Source organism: Hydrogenobacter sp. (assembly GCA_041287335.1).
Classification (GTDB): domain Bacteria; phylum Aquificota; class Aquificia; order Aquificales; family Aquificaceae; genus Hydrogenobacter.
On record JBEULM010000030.1, the window covers coordinates 39,423 to 55,607 of the forward strand.

The 16,185-nt window shown below is 41.1% G+C and carries 20 protein-coding genes and 1 tRNA gene; 16 read left to right on the top strand and 5 right to left on the bottom strand.

Going from position 1 to position 16,185, the window contains the following annotated elements; translation table 11 throughout:
- The first annotated feature begins 2 nt into the window (after positions 1–2).
- From sucD to ABWK04_04315, 5 genes are all read left to right on the top strand, one after another.
- Positions 3–884, top strand: a complete 882-nt coding sequence (gene sucD, locus ABWK04_04295; GenBank protein ID MEZ0361108.1) for a succinate--CoA ligase subunit alpha — start codon at positions 3–5, stop codon at positions 882–884.
- Between the two features lie 73 nt (positions 885–957).
- The gene (locus ABWK04_04300; protein MEZ0361109.1) at positions 958–1,176 is read left to right on the top strand and encodes a ferredoxin; all 219 of its coding nucleotides are present in this window, start codon (positions 958–960) and stop codon (positions 1,174–1,176) included.
- Complete coding sequence (locus ABWK04_04305) at positions 1,173–1,376, top strand: ferredoxin (protein MEZ0361110.1); 204 nt, start codon at positions 1,173–1,175, stop codon at positions 1,374–1,376. Before ABWK04_04300 ends, ABWK04_04305 begins: the two co-directional genes overlap by 4 nt.
- Complete coding sequence (locus ABWK04_04310; protein ID MEZ0361111.1) at positions 1,369–2,127, top strand: MBL fold metallo-hydrolase; 759 nt, start codon at positions 1,369–1,371, stop codon at positions 2,125–2,127. Before ABWK04_04305 ends, ABWK04_04310 begins: the two co-directional genes overlap by 8 nt.
- Entirely contained in the window at positions 2,124–2,600 is a 477-nt protein-coding gene (locus ABWK04_04315) for a VTT domain-containing protein (GenBank protein ID MEZ0361112.1), read from the top strand. Before ABWK04_04310 ends, ABWK04_04315 begins: the two co-directional genes overlap by 4 nt.
- Here ABWK04_04315 and ABWK04_04320 read toward each other — a convergent pair.
- Positions 2,601–2,672, bottom strand: a tRNA-Ile gene (locus ABWK04_04320).
- Between the two features lie 45 nt (positions 2,673–2,717).
- Here ABWK04_04320 and tilS point away from each other — a divergent pair.
- From tilS to ABWK04_04340, 4 genes are read left to right on the top strand one after another with little or no spacing between them, the layout of a single operon-like run.
- Positions 2,718–3,674 (top strand): tRNA lysidine(34) synthetase TilS, encoded by a 957-nt coding sequence (gene tilS / locus ABWK04_04325; protein MEZ0361113.1) that lies wholly within the window; start codon positions 2,718–2,720, stop codon positions 3,672–3,674.
- Between the two features lie 40 nt (positions 3,675–3,714).
- Positions 3,715–5,595, top strand: a complete 1,881-nt coding sequence (gene ftsH, locus ABWK04_04330) for an ATP-dependent zinc metalloprotease FtsH (protein ID MEZ0361114.1) — start codon at positions 3,715–3,717, stop codon at positions 5,593–5,595.
- 31 nt (positions 5,596–5,626) lie between these two features.
- On the top strand, positions 5,627–6,913 hold the full coding sequence (gene leuC / locus ABWK04_04335; protein ID MEZ0361115.1) for a 3-isopropylmalate dehydratase large subunit: 1,287 nt from the start codon (positions 5,627–5,629) through the stop codon (positions 6,911–6,913).
- Positions 6,897–7,352 (top strand): Mut7-C RNAse domain-containing protein, encoded by a 456-nt coding sequence (locus ABWK04_04340; protein ID MEZ0361116.1) that lies wholly within the window; start codon positions 6,897–6,899, stop codon positions 7,350–7,352. Before leuC ends, ABWK04_04340 begins: the two co-directional genes overlap by 17 nt.
- Here the strand turns inward: ABWK04_04340 and ABWK04_04345 are convergent, their stop codons facing one another.
- The 4 genes from ABWK04_04345 to ABWK04_04360 are packed head-to-tail and all read right to left on the bottom strand — an operon-like array spanning position 7,353 to position 11,784.
- Positions 7,353–8,417, bottom strand: coding sequence for a tetratricopeptide repeat protein (locus ABWK04_04345; protein ID MEZ0361117.1), 1,065 nt, complete (start codon positions 8,415–8,417; stop codon positions 7,353–7,355).
- Positions 8,414–8,941, bottom strand: coding sequence for an SPOR domain-containing protein (locus ABWK04_04350; protein MEZ0361118.1), 528 nt, complete (start codon positions 8,939–8,941; stop codon positions 8,414–8,416). Before ABWK04_04350 ends, ABWK04_04345 begins: the two co-directional genes overlap by 4 nt.
- 11 nt (positions 8,942–8,952) lie before the next feature.
- Positions 8,953–10,608, bottom strand: a complete 1,656-nt coding sequence (gene argS / locus ABWK04_04355; protein MEZ0361119.1) for an arginine--tRNA ligase — start codon at positions 10,606–10,608, stop codon at positions 8,953–8,955.
- A 33-nt stretch (positions 10,609–10,641) separates the two neighbouring features.
- The gene (locus tag ABWK04_04360; protein MEZ0361120.1) at positions 10,642–11,784 is read right to left on the bottom strand and encodes an O-antigen ligase family protein; all 1,143 of its coding nucleotides are present in this window, start codon (positions 11,782–11,784) and stop codon (positions 10,642–10,644) included.
- 87 nt (positions 11,785–11,871) lie between these two features.
- On the opposite strand from ABWK04_04360, the gene ABWK04_04365 reads away from it, so the two are divergent.
- The 7 genes from ABWK04_04365 to ABWK04_04395 form a co-directional block, all read left to right on the top strand.
- Entirely contained in the window at positions 11,872–12,312 is a 441-nt protein-coding gene (locus tag ABWK04_04365; GenBank protein ID MEZ0361121.1) for an ATP synthase F0 subunit B, read from the top strand.
- The gene (locus tag ABWK04_04370) at positions 12,309–12,803 is read left to right on the top strand and encodes an ATP synthase F0 subunit B (protein MEZ0361122.1); all 495 of its coding nucleotides are present in this window, start codon (positions 12,309–12,311) and stop codon (positions 12,801–12,803) included. The genes ABWK04_04365 and ABWK04_04370 overlap by 4 nt, the downstream gene beginning before the upstream one ends.
- Positions 12,800–13,336, top strand: coding sequence for a F0F1 ATP synthase subunit delta (locus ABWK04_04375; protein MEZ0361123.1), 537 nt, complete (start codon positions 12,800–12,802; stop codon positions 13,334–13,336). Before ABWK04_04370 ends, ABWK04_04375 begins: the two co-directional genes overlap by 4 nt.
- 2 nt (positions 13,337–13,338) lie before the next feature.
- Positions 13,339–13,638, top strand: coding sequence for a hypothetical protein (locus ABWK04_04380; GenBank protein MEZ0361124.1), 300 nt, complete (start codon positions 13,339–13,341; stop codon positions 13,636–13,638).
- Positions 13,639–13,651: 13 nt separating this feature from the next.
- Complete coding sequence (locus ABWK04_04385; GenBank protein ID MEZ0361125.1) at positions 13,652–14,107, top strand: hypothetical protein; 456 nt, start codon at positions 13,652–13,654, stop codon at positions 14,105–14,107.
- Complete coding sequence (era, locus tag ABWK04_04390; GenBank protein ID MEZ0361126.1) at positions 14,104–15,012, top strand: GTPase Era; 909 nt, start codon at positions 14,104–14,106, stop codon at positions 15,010–15,012. The genes ABWK04_04385 and era overlap by 4 nt, the downstream gene beginning before the upstream one ends.
- A 15-nt stretch (positions 15,013–15,027) precedes the next feature.
- Positions 15,028–16,185: sigma-54 dependent transcriptional regulator (locus tag ABWK04_04395; GenBank protein MEZ0361127.1), on the top strand; the 1,158-nt coding region annotated here is incomplete at its 3' end.

The window sequence follows — 16,185 nt, forward strand, 5'->3', positions numbered from 1 at the left end:
TGATGTCCATACTCGTCAACAAAGACACAAGGGTAGTAGTTCAGGGTATAACTGGAAAGGAAGGGTCTTTTCATGCCCTTCAGTGTAAAGCTTACGGCACTAAGGTAGTAGCAGGAGTCACTCCCGGCAAAGGTGGTCAGAAGGTGGAAGATATACCCGTTTTCAATACGGTGGAAGAGGCGGTAAAGGAGACAGGTGCTAACTGTTCCCTCATATTCGTCCCTCCAGCCTTTGCAGGAGATGCAATAGTGGAAGCTCTTGATGCAGGCATAGAGCTTATTGTTTGCATAACAGAGGGCATACCTGTCAAAGACATGCTTATGGTAAAACACTATATGCTCAAAAATTATCCAAAGGCGAAGCTTATAGGTCCAAACTGCCCGGGTGTAATAACTCCCGGAGAGGCAAAAGTAGGCATAATGCCTGGACACATCTTTAGACGCGGAAGCATAGGTATCGCCTCAAGGAGCGGAACGCTCACCTACGAGGCTTCCTTCCAGCTTACTCAGTATGGGCTTGGACAATCTACTGCGGTAGGTATAGGAGGAGACCCAGTGCATGGGCTTTCTCACAAGGATGTAATAGCCATGTTTAACGAAGACCCAGAAACGGAAGCCATTCTGATGATTGGTGAGATAGGCGGTACCGCGGAAGAAGAAGCAGCTGAATATATAAAGGCTCATGTAAGAAAGCCTGTTTTTGCCTATATTGCTGGCATTACCGCACCACCCGGCAGACGTATGGGACACGCAGGAGCCATAATAACAGGAGGTAAAGGAACAGCACAGGCTAAGATGCAAGCTCTGAGAGAAGCAGGTGTGCATGTCATAGAAAACCCCGCCTTTATCGGGAGTACGGTACAAGAACTTTTGGTAAGAGGATGATTTAGAATATATTGATAACTTAAAGATGTGTTATATTTTAATAGCCTAATACTTTGCTAAGGAGGTAAGTAGTATGGCACTTAGAACTAAGGTTGATCCTGATACCTGCACTTCCTGTGAGCTTTGTTATGATAGAGTTCCAGAGGTTTACAAAAACAGAGGAGACGGCATAGCCGAGGTGGTAAGCCCCGGACCCGACGGCTGGATGCTCGTGCCTGCAGAGCTTGAGCAAGAAGTGAAGGAAGTTACAGATGAATGCCCCAGTGGTTCTATCATAACAGAGGAAGAATGAGGATCTTAATTGATATAGATACATGTACAGCCTGCAGGCTATGTTATGATACGCTTCCCAAGGTGTTTGCCGATAGAGGTGATGGTATACCATTAGTGTTACCTATAAAAAAGGGATATGATGATCATCTTAAATGGGCTGTACGAGAGGTGATGGAAAGCTGTCCTAGTGGTTCTATACAAATGGAAGAAGTTGGATAAGATACTGTTTTTGGGAACAGCAGGAGGCAGAGCAAGTACTTTTAGGCTTCTTAGGAGATCGGGTGGCTTTTTGCTTAACCTATCAGGGAGGTGGATTCACGTTGATCCTGGTCCGGGAGCTTTTGTTTACCTTCACCAGATGGATTTTGATCCGAGAGATCTTGATCTTGTCGTACTCTCCCATGTACATCTTGATCATTCCGCTGATGTAAACTCCATCTTAGAGTCCGCAACGGATGGTGGGAAAAGGTATCATACAGCTTTGCTTGCACCGCGCTCTGTCTTTGAGGGAGAAGATAGGATACTTTTACCCTATTTGAGAAAAAGGTTAGCCTACGAAGCATTTTTTGAAGAGGGAAAAATTATAAAGTATATGGATGTAAAAGTGAAAGCGGTTATGAAACACAGGCATCACAATGCGGAAACTTACGCTTTGCTCTTTAACGATAGAATTCTTTACGTAACGTGCGCACTTTTTGAAGAGAAGATGTTGGAGGTTTACCCTAAAAATGTGGATATCATGATCATAAATACCACTCTTTACAGTAAAAGGACGTATATAGAGCATCTTTGTGTAGATGATGCTATTAAACTTATAAATGGTTTAAAGCCTAAAAGGGCTGTACTCACCCATTTTGGGTACGAATTTTTAAAGCACTATGATCCCCAAGAGGTTGCAAAGCAGGTTAGCATTATCACACAAGTTGAAACTATCGCTGCTTTTGATGGTATGGAGGTTTACCTTCATTGATAGAGCAGTTTTTTCCAGAACTTAAAAGTTATGCGCAGAACTTTGTTGCAAGTTACGGTTATACAGCTATATTTCTTATATCCTTTACAGAGTCTCTGATCCAACCCATACCACCTTATCCATTTATTGTGGGTGCACCACTTTTTAAACTCAGCACTTACATAGCTGGCGCTGTAGCCCTTTTAGGGAATATGCTCGGTGCCTTGGTAGCGTATTACATGGCGAGTTTTCTTGGTGAGGCTTTTGTAAAACGTCTTCTTGGTGAGAGAATGTATCTGAAAGGAGAGAGCGTATTTAATAAATATGGATTTTTCGCTGTTTTGATAGGTGAGCCGTATAAACTCGTCTGTTGGCTTTCTGGTATCTTTAAGATGCCCCTTTTGTCCTTTCTCGTGGCAAGCTTAATAGCGAGAGGGATAAGAATAGGCGCTTTTGTCTTTTTCGGCAATTTCTTAGAAAAACTTATAAATTAATGGGCGCGGGAGGACTCGAACCCCCAACCGGGCGGTTATGAGCCGCCCGCTCTGCCATTGAGCTACGCGCCCTTTATCGTATTAAATTATAAAACATTTGAGGTGAAATATGTCAAGATGAAAAAGTTAGTAACCCGCTCAACACTGCTCAGGAAGGTTATTACACTTCAGAGGCAAAAAAAACTCATACCTGAAGAAGCTTCTGTGCTTATAGCCTTCTCAGGAGGCATAGATTCCGTGGCTCTAACCTTGGCTATGCTGGAACTCAAGGATTTTTTTAGACTTAAAAGACTCGCTTTAGCACATATAAATCACGGCATAAGAGAAAATTCAGAAAATGATGAAGAGTTCGCTTTGGAATTCGCCAAAAGAAAGGGCTTAGAAGTATTTGTTGAGAAATTTAAAGTGAAAGAGATGGCAAAAGATAGCGGTGAGAATCTAGAAGCTTTAGCAAGGGAAGTAAGGTACAGAGCTTTGAGGGATATAAAAAATAGAAAAGGCTTTGATTTGATAGCTACTGCGCATCACCTTAACGACCTTGTGGAAACCATAATACTTTGGCTTGTAAGGGGAAGCGGACTTGATGGGCTTACGGGTTTTGATGAAAAGTTAGATGATATTGTAAGACCGCTTTACTGGGTAACGAAGGAAGAGATAAGGGAATTTGTGATCTCAAGAAAGGAGTTGTGGGTGGAGGACATTACAAATTACGATGTTAAGTACGCAAGGAACAGAATAAGGCATAGGGTATTGCCAGAACTAAAAAAGATAAATCCTGACCTTGAGGCTTCCGTGCTTAGGCTGAGAAACATACTTAAAGAAGAAGAAGACTTTATCAGGGAGCAGTCCCTCAAAGCTTTAGAAAGATGTACAAAAGGACAAGCTTTGCGCAGAAGAGTATTAAAATCCCTACACCCTGCTCTTCAAAGGAGGGTGCTTTCTCTATGGCTTGGCGTGAAAGATATGAGGAAGATAGAACAAGCCATGCACCTCATAATCAGGGGGGGAAGTATGGATTTAGGTGAAGGCATAAGGCTGAAAGTAGAAGGAGACTACTTATACTTGCAAAGATAGGAAGGTTGATTATGTTTAATCCTTATTAGGAGGTTAGCGAATGCAGTGGGCAAAGAATCTTTTTGTCTGGATACTTATACTTGGCTTTATGATACTCGCCTTTAACCTCTTTGAAGGGAGTAAAGAGACGGTGGTAAAAACCCCTTTAAATACAGTGCTACAGCTTGCTGATGAAGGTAAGCTCAAGGAAGTAAAAGTCAAGGACAACGTCATAGTAGGTGTTACAACCGACGGTCAAAGGATAGAGACTGGTATACCTCAGGGATCAGATATAGTAGGGAAGCTCATAGACAAGGGTGTTAAAGTTGAGGTTTCTGTCCCTGAACACAACGGATGGTTTGTAAGCTTTTTGGTATCTTGGCTTCCCATTCTCCTCTTTATAGGTATATGGATTTATATGATGAGGCAGGTAAGCGGAGGGGGGAATCCCAATTCTAGAGCTTTTAGCTTTGGAAAGAGTAGGGCAAAGGTTTACATAGATGAAAAACCTAAGGTGACACTCAATCACGTGGCAGGCATGGAGGAAGTTAAAGAAGAAGTAAAAGAGATAATAGAGTATCTTAAAGATCCTGTGAAATTTCAAAGGCTTGGAGGGAGACCTCCTAAAGGCGTTCTCTTTTATGGTGAACCCGGCGTAGGTAAAACGCTCCTTGCAAAAGCGATAGCAGGTGAAGCCCACGTACCTTTCATATCCGTATCAGGTTCTGATTTTGTTGAGATGTTTGTAGGGGTCGGGGCTGCAAGGGTGAGGGATCTATTTGATACCGCAAAGAGGCACGCTCCGTGCATCATATTCATAGACGAGATAGATGCAGTAGGCAGATCCAGAGGGGTCGTGAATCTCGGAGGAGGACATGACGAAAGGGAACAAACACTTAATCAACTCCTTGTAGAGATGGATGGTTTTGACACATCAGAAGGTATCATAGTCATCGCTGCAACCAACAGACCGGACATACTTGACCCTGCTCTTTTGAGACCGGGAAGGTTTGACAGGCAGGTGTTCATTCCAAGACCTGATGTAAGAGGTAGATACGAAATACTCAAAGTTCATGCTAAAGACAAAAAGCTCGCTCCGAATGTTGATTTGGAAATAGTTGCAAGAGCTACTCCGGGTTTTACCGGCGCGGATCTTGAGAATGTACTTAACGAAGCGGCGCTTCTTGCAGCGAGAAAGGGTAAAGACTATGTGGAAATGGAAGACATAGAGGAAGCTATAGACAGGGTAACTATGGGTCTTGAGAGGAAAGGGATGGTCATATCACCCAAGGAGAAGGAAAAGATAGCGTATCATGAGGCAGGTCATGCACTTATGAGCCTTATGGTACCAGGGTCAGATGCGCTTCACAAAGTATCCATAATACCAAGAGGTATGGCTCTTGGTGTGACTCAACAGCTCCCTATAGATGACAAGCACATGTATGATAAAGAGGACCTTATGGGAAAGATACTCACCCTTATGGGTGGGCGCGCAGCCGAGGAAGTTTTTTACGGGAAGGAGGGTATAACTACCGGTGCGGAGAATGATCTTCAGAGGGCAACAGAACTTGCCTACAGGATGGTTTCCATGTGGGGAATGAGTGATAGGGTAGGACCCCTTGCTGTCAGAAAAACCGTAAATCCCTTCTTAGGGGGCATGACCACATCTGTGGATATAAGCGAGGATTTGAGGAAGGAAATAGATCAGGAAGTGAAGAACATACTCACTTGGGCATACGAAGAGACAAGAAAAACTATAGAGACGCACAAAGAACCTCTTAAAGCTGTTGTAAAGAAGTTGCTTGAGAAGGAAACCATATCTTGCGAAGAATTTGTTGAGGTTCTAAAGTTATATGGTGTTGAGATAAAGAATGAGTGCAAAAAGGAAGAGATAAATCTTGATAAAAAGACACAAGAGGAACCCGTTGGAGGGATGGTGTGAGTGAGAGCAAAAACCGAGAAGGAGGTAAAGTATGGGTATGACTATAACTGAGAAGATACTTGCACAGCACGCGGGAAAAAAGGAAGTGTTTTCTGGAGAGTTGATCACTGCGAAGATTGATCTTGCTATGGCTAACGATGTGACCGCACCACTTGCCATAAAAACTTTAGAGAAGTACTGTATAGATAAGATATTTGATCCAAACAAGGTTGCTTTGGTACTGTCTCACTTTGTTCCTGCTAAAGATATAAAGTCCGCCGAGCAGGCAAAGATCGTGAGACAGTTCGCGAGAAAACATAATGTAAAGTGGTTTTTCCAGGAAGGTGAGGGGATAGAACATACCATACTTCCAGAGCAGGGTATAGTAGTGCCAGGAGATCTCGTTATAGGTGCAGATTCCCATACATGTACCTATGGAGGTATAGGAGCTTTTGCTACAGGTGTCGGTTCTACTGATTTGGCTTACGCCTTAGCTACCGGTGAGATCTGGTTGAAAGTGCCGGAATCTATGAAATTTATTTTCTATGGAAAGACAAAACCTTGGGTAACTGGCAAAGATCTTATCCTTTACACTATAGGTCAAATCGGTGTTGATGGAGCGCTGTACAGAGCTATGGAATTTGAAGGTGAAGCCATAAGTGATCTGTCCGTTGAACAAAGACTTACCATAGCGAACATGGCTATAGAAGCTGGAGGTAAAAATGGTATAATAGCGCCTGACGAAAAGACTGTGGAGTATGTATCAAAGAGGGCAAAGAAACCTTGGAAGGTATACACCAGTGATCCGGATGCAAATTATGTGGAAGTTTACGAATGGGATGCGGGTAAAATAGAACCGCTCGTTGCATGGCCTTACCTCCCATCTAACGTACATCCTGTAAGTGAATCCACGCACATAACCATAGATCAAGCTTTCATAGGTTCTTGTACCAATGGAAAGATAGAAGACCTCAGGATCGCTGCGAGAATCTTGAAAGGTAAAAGGGTACATCCTTACGTACGCTGTATAGTGATACCAGCATCAAAGGCTGTTTACCATCAAGCCCTTCACGAAGGACTGATAGACATCTTTACAGAGGCAGGATGCATAGTTTCCGTTTCCACCTGCGGTCCATGTTTGGGTGGGCATATGGGTATTTTGGCTGAAGGTGAGAGGTGTATTTCCACATCCAACAGAAACTTTCCGGGAAGAATGGGGCATCCCAAGAGTGAAGCTTATTTGGCAAATCCTGCAGTTGTTGCAGCAAGTGCGGTACTTGGGAGAATAGCGCATCCCGAGGAAGTTATCAGTATGGAGGAACTTGAAGTTTCTACTTGAATCTGACCTTGAAAAGTTAGCTAAGTGGTTGAGATTCCTGGGTCAAGATGTACAGGTATTGAAGGGGGCTATAAACAAGAAGGATATAGTTAGCCACGCAAACAGGATTTTTGTAACTACTTCAAGAAAATGGGAAAGGCATTTTATAAGCTGGGGTATTTCTTATATCATTATACCAAAGGATGACTGGGAAGTTCAGCTATGCCTTATAGTAAAACATTTCCGGATAAAGCCTAAACTTTTGTTAAACAGATGTCCTTACTGCAACACGGAACTTAAGAAAGTAAACAAGGACCGAATAAAGGACAAACTGCCACTTATCGTTTACGAATTTGGATACGACTTTACGCAATGCCCAAAATGCGCCAGCATCTTCTGGAAAGGTACTCACTTTATAAGAATGAAAAGTATGCTCAAGGATGCTCTCAAGAGATGTTAGTCACTGTTCTACTATAAAACCAAGGATGTTAAAGTTTTTTAAAAGATTCTTCCGCTCTTTTTCAGCTTCTTCTTTGCTGGTAAATCTTCCATACATAACTTTGTATATTCCAGATTGTTCTATCACTCTGACGTCTTTGAGAGATCCTTCTAACTTTTTCTTGAAAGCATCTGCTCTTTCATAAGAGGAAAAGCTCCCCAACTGTATGGCATACGTTTTTTCTTTTATTTGAAGCTGCTCTTCTTTTTTTGTCTGCGCTGAAGAAGGTACCTCTTCAGGTTTTTCTCCTCTGTGTAGGCTACGTATATATTTCTCTTGTTCCTTTATAAGTACCTTGTTTAGAAGTTCGTAAGCCTGACTCCTGATTAGATTATCACTTTCCTTTTTCTCAAGGATGCTCCTTATTATATCCTTTGAGGCTTCGTAATTGCCGAGCTGGAAATTTACTCTTGCAAGACCGAGAAGAACTACAGGATTATCCACGTTATTATTAAGCAACGCACTGTAAATATCCTTGGCCTTCTCGTAATCACCCCTCCTTTCATATTCTTGCGCAAGCTCCATCTGAGCTTCTAAAAACATAGGATTATAAGCTGTAGCCTTTTCTAAGCTATCTATATACATTTGATCCTCACCCAGAGCTTTATAAACTTTCGCAAGATAGTAATAAGCCATATGCTTTTGAGAAAAAGTCTCATCCTTGAGTGTATCTTCCAAGGTACTTTTTGCTTTTTCGTAATCCTTAATGTTGTAGTACAGTATGCCAAGATTCATCTTAGCTTCTGTGTATGTAGGGTCAACCTCCAGCGCTTTCCGAAAGGAATTTTCCGCCTTTTGGAACTCTTTTGCTTCCATATAGGCGAGTCCTAAGGCATTCCACACTTTCGGTTCTTTCGGTGCTATCTGTGCTGATCTAAAAAAATTTGCTATAGCGTCAGAGTAGTTTTTAGCAACGTAAGAAGACATACCAAGATCGTAATAATACTGCCACTCTTTTGTCTCTTTTTGATCTTTGACTGCACATGAAACTAGAGCTAAGAATATCAAAAGTAAGACCCTTTTCATCGCTTAAGAAGAACACTTCCAAAATGGCTCTTTAACCTGCTCACGTCCTTTTTTATATCAGCAGTAGCAACCTTCAGCCTCACTTTATAAAGACCTTCCTCCTGCACTATGCTACCTTTGTATCCCAATTCTTCTGCCTTCTTGAGGGCTTTTCGCGCATTTTCGGCGTTAGAAAAGGCTCCTATTTGTACTGTGTAGGTCTTCTTTTTATGCTCCTCTTTTTTTACCGTCTTCTTTTCCTCTTTTATCTTTTGCGCTATAGGCTCCTCTTTAACTTTTTGTACTTCTCTCTCCTTCTTTTCCTCATGAGGTTTTTCTTCTGAAGGTGGTGTCTTTTCAGCAGGTGGTGTTGGAGGTTGCGCAGTTTGAGTTTGAGGTGTAGCTTCCTTAGGTTTGGGTTGTATGACTACAGGTGGAGGTACAACCTTCTCCTCCTTGTTTTTAAGCCAGGCATTCAGTCCAAGATAGAAAAAAACTGTAGCTACGAGCAATCCAAGAAGGATTACGAGCCTTTCCCTCTTCATTTTCTCCTCCTTTACATACTGTCTGGTGCTGTTACCCCCATTAATTTTAGCGCAAATTTTACGGATCTTTCAATTCCTTTGAGTAAAGCAAGGCGGGAAAGCATCACGCTCCTATTTTCAACCATAATGCGATAGTGATTGTAGTAATTATGAAAGTCTTTTGCGAGTTCTATAAGCTCATAAGTTATTATATGAGGATGCATCTTAACAACAGCTTCCTTTATCTGATCCTTTAGAAATACCACCCTTTTTATAAGCTTGATCTCCTGTTCTTCTTTTAAAGAATAAACATGATTTTCAAGCCTTTCCGTATCCGCATCTATGCCGAATCTGGAAAGTACTTCCCTGAAAACTCCTCTTATCCTCGCATGCATGTATTGGACGTAAAAAACTGGATTTTCAGAGCTTTTCTTTTTTAGAAGGTCTATATCAAAATCCAGAGGTGTATCGCTTCTCTTTGTCAAAAAGATAAACCTGACCGCGTCGGGTCCAGCTTCTTCTACAAGTTCCTTAAGTGTTATGAACTCCCCAGTTCTTTTGGACATCCTCATCTCCTGACCTTGGCTGAAGAGTCTAACCATCTGAACGAACTGTACGCTCAACCAATCGGGAGGTACACCTAAAGCCAAAAGCGCTCCTTTTAGTCTGGGAAGGTATCCGTGATGGTCAGCTCCCCAGATGTTTATCACACGAGTGAAACCTCTCTTATATTTTTCCCAGTGATAAGCTACGTCACTGGCAAAGTAAGTATATGTCCCATCAGATCTTCTCAGTACCCTATCTTTATCATCCCCAAATTGAGTTGATCTGAACCACAAAGCCCCATCCTTTTCGTATGTATAACCTTTCTCCGTGAGCGCATTTATGACCTCTTGGACTTTACCTCCTTGGTAAAGGGTTCTTTCGCTATACCAAACGTCAAATCTTATATTCAACAGTTCTAAAGTGCTTTTAATTTCCTCTAAGAGCCTTTTTACTCCGTAATCCTTAAGCAGATCTATAGCTTTTTCTTTATCCTCCTTGAGGAGAGTATCGCCGTAAAAGGCTTTTGCATCTTTGGCAAGCTGTACAATGTAGCCACCTTTATATCCCTCTCTTTCATAAATCTCCTTAAGCTCCTCATCATGCTGATTCAAAAGATCTTTGTATCTATAAAGTATGGAAAGTCCCAGAAGGTAAACCTGATAGCCCGCATCGTTAATGTAGTATTCTCTGGTAACATTGTAGCCAAAGGTTTCTAAAAGGTTAGCAAGTACATCCCCTACTACAGCGCCTCTTCCGTGACCTAAATGAAGAGGACCCGTGGGGTTTGCGCTCACAAATTCCACCTGCACTTTTTCTCCACAGCCTAAGTTTTCCACAAAGTATGCTTCTCCCTCCAGAACGAGTCTTTCAAATTCCTCCTTGAGATACATCTCCGAAAAAGTAAAGTTTATAAAACCGCCCGTAGCTTTTGCAGATACATTTTCATCACTCAATTTTTTTGCAAGCTCTTGTGCTACTTGCTTAGGATCCAGCTTTAGCTCTTTTGATAAGAGAAAGGCAACATTTGTAGCTAAATCACCCAGTTTTTCGTCTTTGGGTTTGTCTATAACAAAGCCCTCTATATGCAGTCCATAAAGCTCCTTTATTATCCCTTTTATGTTAGCTTCTACTATCTCTCTCACACGTAAAAATACTACGATAAAAACAAGCTACAGTCAAGCTTTTTGCTCTTCCTCTACTATCCTAAACCAAACAAGATAAAGAGGTAAAAGGGCATCCCAAAAGCCTGTAAAGATAGATCCGACAAATATAAGGGATGGTGTAAGTAAGAAAGGCACAACAAATATATTCTCTCTGCTTAGGCGAAATCTCATTACAAAGGTGTAGTATTTAGCGTAAAGGTACGCTATACCTGAAAGTCCTAAAATGCCATTTTCTATAAGTACTGATATAAAGAGCACTGACTCGTATGCTCCGCTAATCTGAGATTTCGGTTCAAGCTCAAATCCTGGGTTTACGCCGTGTCCTATGAGTAGCGGAAGAAAATTCCTTTCAGATAAATCTCTCTTTATTACCTCAACACCGGCTTTGAAATTTTGCCACCTGAGACTTGATATTTTGTTTAATGTCTCTTCATTTAAGGGCTTTTGTCCCGTAATAACCTGATAAAGGGTGCTGAACCTCTCGTCCTTTTTAATAAGTATGTAAAAAGAAAATCCTACCATGCTGAGGAGCATCAAAGAAGAGATCACTACAGACCTAAAAGATAGGTGCTTTCTCATAAGGAATGCGAATATGAAAAGCGAAATTACGAGAGAGAGTATGGCTGATCTTCTCATACTCAAAAGCACAAAGCACACGAAAAGAAAGAAGCTCACAAGATAGACGTACTTCTTATCCTTTATAAAAAGGGATAAAGCGGATAGCGAAAATATAGAGTAAAATATACCAACTTCAAACCACCCTCCCCAGACAGGAGCGGGCTGTCCAGTTTTGTAAAATCTGTATATAACTACTGGAATTAGGATATACCCTATAGAGAGAAGCATCATGTTAAGCCTATAGAAAAACTTCTCGGATCTTCTCGCGTATCCACCGATTGGGTAAATGAACATGAAGAAGCTCCTTTCAATACCCTTATTGATGTACCAGGGCGTATAAAAAAGGGCAGATAAAAAAGTCGGAACAGCGTACATCACAAGAGGCTTGAATAAAATACCTTTTGGTAGTTCCCTATTTTTCAGCAAATAAAGAGTATAGTAAATGAGCAGTATCACGAGGAAAGCTTCAAATAAGGTTATTGATATAAAGGCTGAAAGGGAGATCAGAAAAATGACCAAGTTTATACCTTTTTTCATTCTTGCTTAATATGATAAAATAAAAAGGAGAGCTTGATTGCCTTTTGTAGTTTTTGAGGTTATAATAGGTTAGGTGGAGGCTGAATAATGGATATACAGCAGGCGCTTTACCCTAATTTTACACTTTTGTTGCAGGCGGGGTTATTTTTGATATTTATGCTACTTGTAAACTACATACTCGTAAGACCTTACACCCGGGTAATATTAGAGAGGGAAAGCGTAACGGAAAAAAATCTGGAAGAAGCGAAGAAAATCAGAGAGGAAGCTACAAAACTTTTGTCTGAAGCCACAAAAATATTGGAGGAAGGTAGAAGGGAATCTAACGCTATACTTGATAGATCCAGAAAGGAAGCCGAAAAATTGAAAGTTGAGATCCTGCAAAGAGTAGAGCGGGAAACTCAGGAGGAAATATTAAAGGCTGTTGAAGAAATAAGGAGATCCCTTGAGGAAGAAAAGAGAAAACTTGAGGAAAGAATAGTAGAAATAGCTAAGCTCATAAGGGATAAACTTCTGGAGGAAGCTGCATGACGGAAAACGGACATAGCGCTCTGGAGCTTTTCTGGAAAGGCTTTAACATAATCTTATTTTTGGGAATAGTTTACTACTTTGGTCGCAAGCCAATATCCGAAGCTTTCGGTAACTTCTTTAAGAGTCTCACAGAGAAGCTTAACGCTTCGGAAGAGGAGCTAAAGCTTGCAAAGGAGGAGCTAAACAGAGCCAAAGAAAGTTATGAGGATGCACAAAGGAGGTATAAAGAACAGATAAAGCTGGCTCAAGAAACTGCCGAATACGTGAAGGAAGAGGAGCTTAAGAAGGCACAGCAAATAGCGGGAAGAATTAGGGAAAAAGCTGAGGAAGCCATACAGATAGAAACAAAGAGAGCAAAAGAAGAACTTTTACACTTTGGCATGGAGAAAGCTAAAGAGCTGGCTACAGAAATGCTTCAAAAAGCTTTTGAAGATCCGCAGATACAAAAGAGATACATAGAAAGATCCCTCAAGTTTTTGGAGGAAACATGATAAAGAACGTGGATCTTGCAAGAAAGTTATCCAAGATGCTTATAAGTTCGTTACCTAAAGAGAAAAAAACATTACTTGCAGTATCAGACTTTTTGGGCTTGCTGTCTGAACTTTACAGGAAAGAAAAGAGCTTTAGAGATTTTATGATAAATCCTTTAGTACCTTCAGATGCTAAGCTATCTTATCTGAAAGCTATTAGGGAAAGGCTGAACATACTTAAGGAGATAGATACAATCTTATCTTACATAATTGAGCTAAACGCCTTTCCTCTAATATCCGAAATAAAAAGGCTATATGATCACGAAGTTGAGAAGACATTGAGGTTTTCCAAAGCATTTTTAATACTGGCAAAAAAAACTGACGGATCGGTGCTTGAAAGGATAAGGGAGGTTATTGGTAAATTGCTTGGAAGAGAGCTGGAGTTTGAAGTTACTGAAGATGCTTCCCTTATAGGGGGATTTGTTGTAAAAACTTACGGCTTTTTACTTGATGCGTCTGTGAAAAAGAGCTTGCAAGATGTCCTAAGGAGCTAAAAATGGAATATCCAAGGGAAATTTTTATAAATCTTGCAAAAGAGTTAAAAAGCATGGCTATACCACCTGAGATAGAACTACTCATCTGCTTTCCCGGTATTGAAGAGGATGATTGTGAGGAAAACGCCGCTTATCCTACGGTGATAGTACGTTATACGGGAAGCTTTGGTGAAGAAGGTCCGGAAAAGAAAATCGTTTTTAACGAAGCTTATTGGGGATCAAGCGTAGAGCAGTTAAAAGGTGCAGTTATGCACCAGGTAAAATCACTTATGGAAGAGCTTCAGTCCTTTGAAGGAGAGTAGTGGAGGTAAAATCATGGACAGAGTTCCAAGTATAGAAGATAGTTTGGTCAGTATAGTAGAGAACTTCTTTAAAGATATAGATAAAAAGGAACCTTTTTATATGGAGCTTTCCCAATATAGGTTCAGTCTTAAGTCCAAACTTACTCAAATATTGAGTCAGTTTGCTGGAGATTACGAAACTGGTAGCAAGAGTTTTAATAGCGCAGTGGAAGCTACATGGAAGGCATTGGAAGACGCTATTAATAAGCTAAACCTTGAAAACGAAAAGGAGTTAGAGAGAGCCACAAAAGTATTAGAGCAGACTAACGAAGTACTTAAAGAGTTCCTTTACGAAGACAGGATAAAAGACAAAGGGAGTCTTTCGGCAGTATCAGGTAGGATAGGAGATACTCTGGAAAGGTTAAGCTACGAAATGAGAAGAAGATCAGGACTAATAAAACGCATAAAGAAACTTTTAGGTATGGGATGAAGTTTGGCTACGTAGCTATAGTTGGGAAACCAAATGTGGGTAAGTCCACCCTTCTCAATCAGATAATAGGTACGAAGGTTTCCATAGTTTCTCCAAAACCCGGTACCACACGTATAAGGGTGCTTGGTGTTAAAAATATACCCGATCAAGCACAGATAGTTTTTCTTGACACACCCGGCATATATAGACCGAGGGACGCCTTAGGAGAGGCTATGGTAGAAGTGGCAAGTGCCTCCTTAGATGATGCGGACATAATACTTTTTATGATAGACGCAGAGGATGGATGGAAGGAGGATGACGAACTTGTATTTAACAACTATATAAAACCTTTGGCAAACCAAAAGCATGTATTTTTAGTTATAAATAAAGTGGATAAGATAGGACACGTAAGTGAGGTTCTTCCATTAGCTGGAAATATCACCAAGAAGCACGGTGAATTTAAGGAAGTGATACCTGTGAGCGCTCTGAAAGGGTACAACACGGATGAGCTTTTAAAAACAATCCTTAAGTACCTTCCCGAAGGTGAACCTCTATTCCCTCAGGATATGTTGACCGACCTTCCCCTCCGTCTTTTAGCAGCTGAAATAGTCAGGGAAAAAGTGCTTATGAAAGTACATCAAGAGATACCTCAGGGTGTTGCAGTTGTGATTAATGAGATCTCCGAAGGGAAACATGATCCTTCGGTTCTTGTGATAAAGGGTGAGATAGTGGTGGACAGGGAAAATTATAAACCCATAATTATAGGCAGGGGTGGGCAAAGGCTAAAAGTTATAGGTAAGATGGCAAGGGAGGAGTTGGAACTCATAACTGGAAGGAAGGTTTATTTAGAACTTTGGGTTAGGGTAAAGCCCGATTGGAGAAGAAGACCCGAGCTTGTGAGGAGTTTTGGCTACAAACTTGAGTGATATATTTTTTATGTTATGGTGAGCCTTCTGCTCGTAGAAGATGATGTAAGTCTTAGACAAGCACTCACGAAGGCTTTGTCAAAGGCTCATTATAACTGTAGAGGTGTTGGTAGCCTTGAAGAGGCTCTAAAGGCACTTCTTGAAGAGTCTTACGATATAGTTTTACTTGATCTCAAGCTTCCCGATGCGGAAGGACCGCAAGTGGTTAAAAGGGTAAAGGAGGTGAGTGAAGCAAAAATAATAGTTATAACAGGTTACGGTGACATAAAAACCGCTGTGGAGTCAATAAAGGCAGGTGCTTACGACTTTATACAAAAGCCTTTCAATCTTGACATACTTGAAGCAGACATAAAAAGGGCTATAAAAGAAAAGCTTACGGAAGAGGAAAACTTGACACTGAAGGAGCTTATCAAAAAAGGCATGGACTATACCTTTGATACAAAAAGTCCAAAATTTGCGGAAGTTCTCTCTCTCTGCGAAAGGTATGCCAAAACTGACACCAACATGCTCATAATAGGAGAAACCGGAACAGGTAAGGAAGTTTTGGCAAGATATATACACGGACTTTCCCACAGAAGGGAAAAGCCCTTTCTTGTGGTAGAATGTACCTCAATACCTCCGGAACTTTTTGAGAGTGAACTTTTCGGACACGAAAAAGGAGCTTTCACAGGAGCTTCTCACAGGAAAAAGGGTCTTGTTGAAATGGCAAAGGGTGGCACGCTATTTCTTGATGAGGTGGGAGAGTTACCTCAGCATATACAGCCCAAACTTCTCAGATTTATAGAGACGAAAAGATTTAGAAGGGTAGGTTCTGTCAAAAAGGAGTTTGCGGATGTGAGGATAATATCCGCGACCAACAGGGACTTAAAAGCTCTTTGCGAAAAGGGACAGTTCAGGGAGGATCTTTATTACAGGCTCAGCATCCTTGAACTGCGCCTTTTACCTCTCAGGGAAAGGAGAGAAGATATTCCTATATTAGTTAATTTTTTTCTCAGTAGGTGGAATAAGAAGATAAGTACAGAGGCTATGGAAATGCTGAAAAACTACCCATGGAAAGGGAATATAAGGGAGCTGAAGAATCTTTTAGAAAGGGCATGCATACTGGCTGATGGCGATTTTGTGGATGATTACCTTTTTATATCCCGAGAAAACGGCACTTTTGAAAGAGAACTT

Coding starts and splice junctions, on each gene's coding strand:
- ftsH (MEZ0361114.1), top strand. CDS start 3,715: ATGCAGTGGGCAAAGAATCTTTTTGTCTGGATACTTATACTTGGCTTT.
- ABWK04_04375 (MEZ0361123.1), top strand. CDS start 12,800: ATGATAAAGAACGTGGATCTTGCAAGAAAGTTATCCAAGATGCTTATA.
- era (MEZ0361126.1), top strand. CDS start 14,104: ATGAAGTTTGGCTACGTAGCTATAGTTGGGAAACCAAATGTGGGTAAG.
- ABWK04_04350 (MEZ0361118.1), bottom strand. CDS start 8,941: ATGAAGAGGGAAAGGCTCGTAATCCTTCTTGGATTGCTCGTAGCTACA.
- leuC (MEZ0361115.1), top strand. CDS start 5,627: ATGGGTATGACTATAACTGAGAAGATACTTGCACAGCACGCGGGAAAA.
- ABWK04_04370 (MEZ0361122.1), top strand. CDS start 12,309: ATGACGGAAAACGGACATAGCGCTCTGGAGCTTTTCTGGAAAGGCTTT.
- tilS (MEZ0361113.1), top strand. CDS start 2,718: ATGAAAAAGTTAGTAACCCGCTCAACACTGCTCAGGAAGGTTATTACA.
- ABWK04_04300 (MEZ0361109.1), top strand. CDS start 958: ATGGCACTTAGAACTAAGGTTGATCCTGATACCTGCACTTCCTGTGAG.
- ABWK04_04305 (MEZ0361110.1), top strand. CDS start 1,173: ATGAGGATCTTAATTGATATAGATACATGTACAGCCTGCAGGCTATGT.
- sucD (MEZ0361108.1), top strand. CDS start 3: ATGTCCATACTCGTCAACAAAGACACAAGGGTAGTAGTTCAGGGTATA.
- ABWK04_04345 (MEZ0361117.1), bottom strand. CDS start 8,417: ATGAAAAGGGTCTTACTTTTGATATTCTTAGCTCTAGTTTCATGTGCA.
- ABWK04_04380 (MEZ0361124.1), top strand. CDS start 13,339: ATGGAATATCCAAGGGAAATTTTTATAAATCTTGCAAAAGAGTTAAAA.
- ABWK04_04360 (MEZ0361120.1), bottom strand. CDS start 11,784: ATGAAAAAAGGTATAAACTTGGTCATTTTTCTGATCTCCCTTTCAGCC.
- ABWK04_04365 (MEZ0361121.1), top strand. CDS start 11,872: ATGGATATACAGCAGGCGCTTTACCCTAATTTTACACTTTTGTTGCAG.
- ABWK04_04385 (MEZ0361125.1), top strand. CDS start 13,652: ATGGACAGAGTTCCAAGTATAGAAGATAGTTTGGTCAGTATAGTAGAG.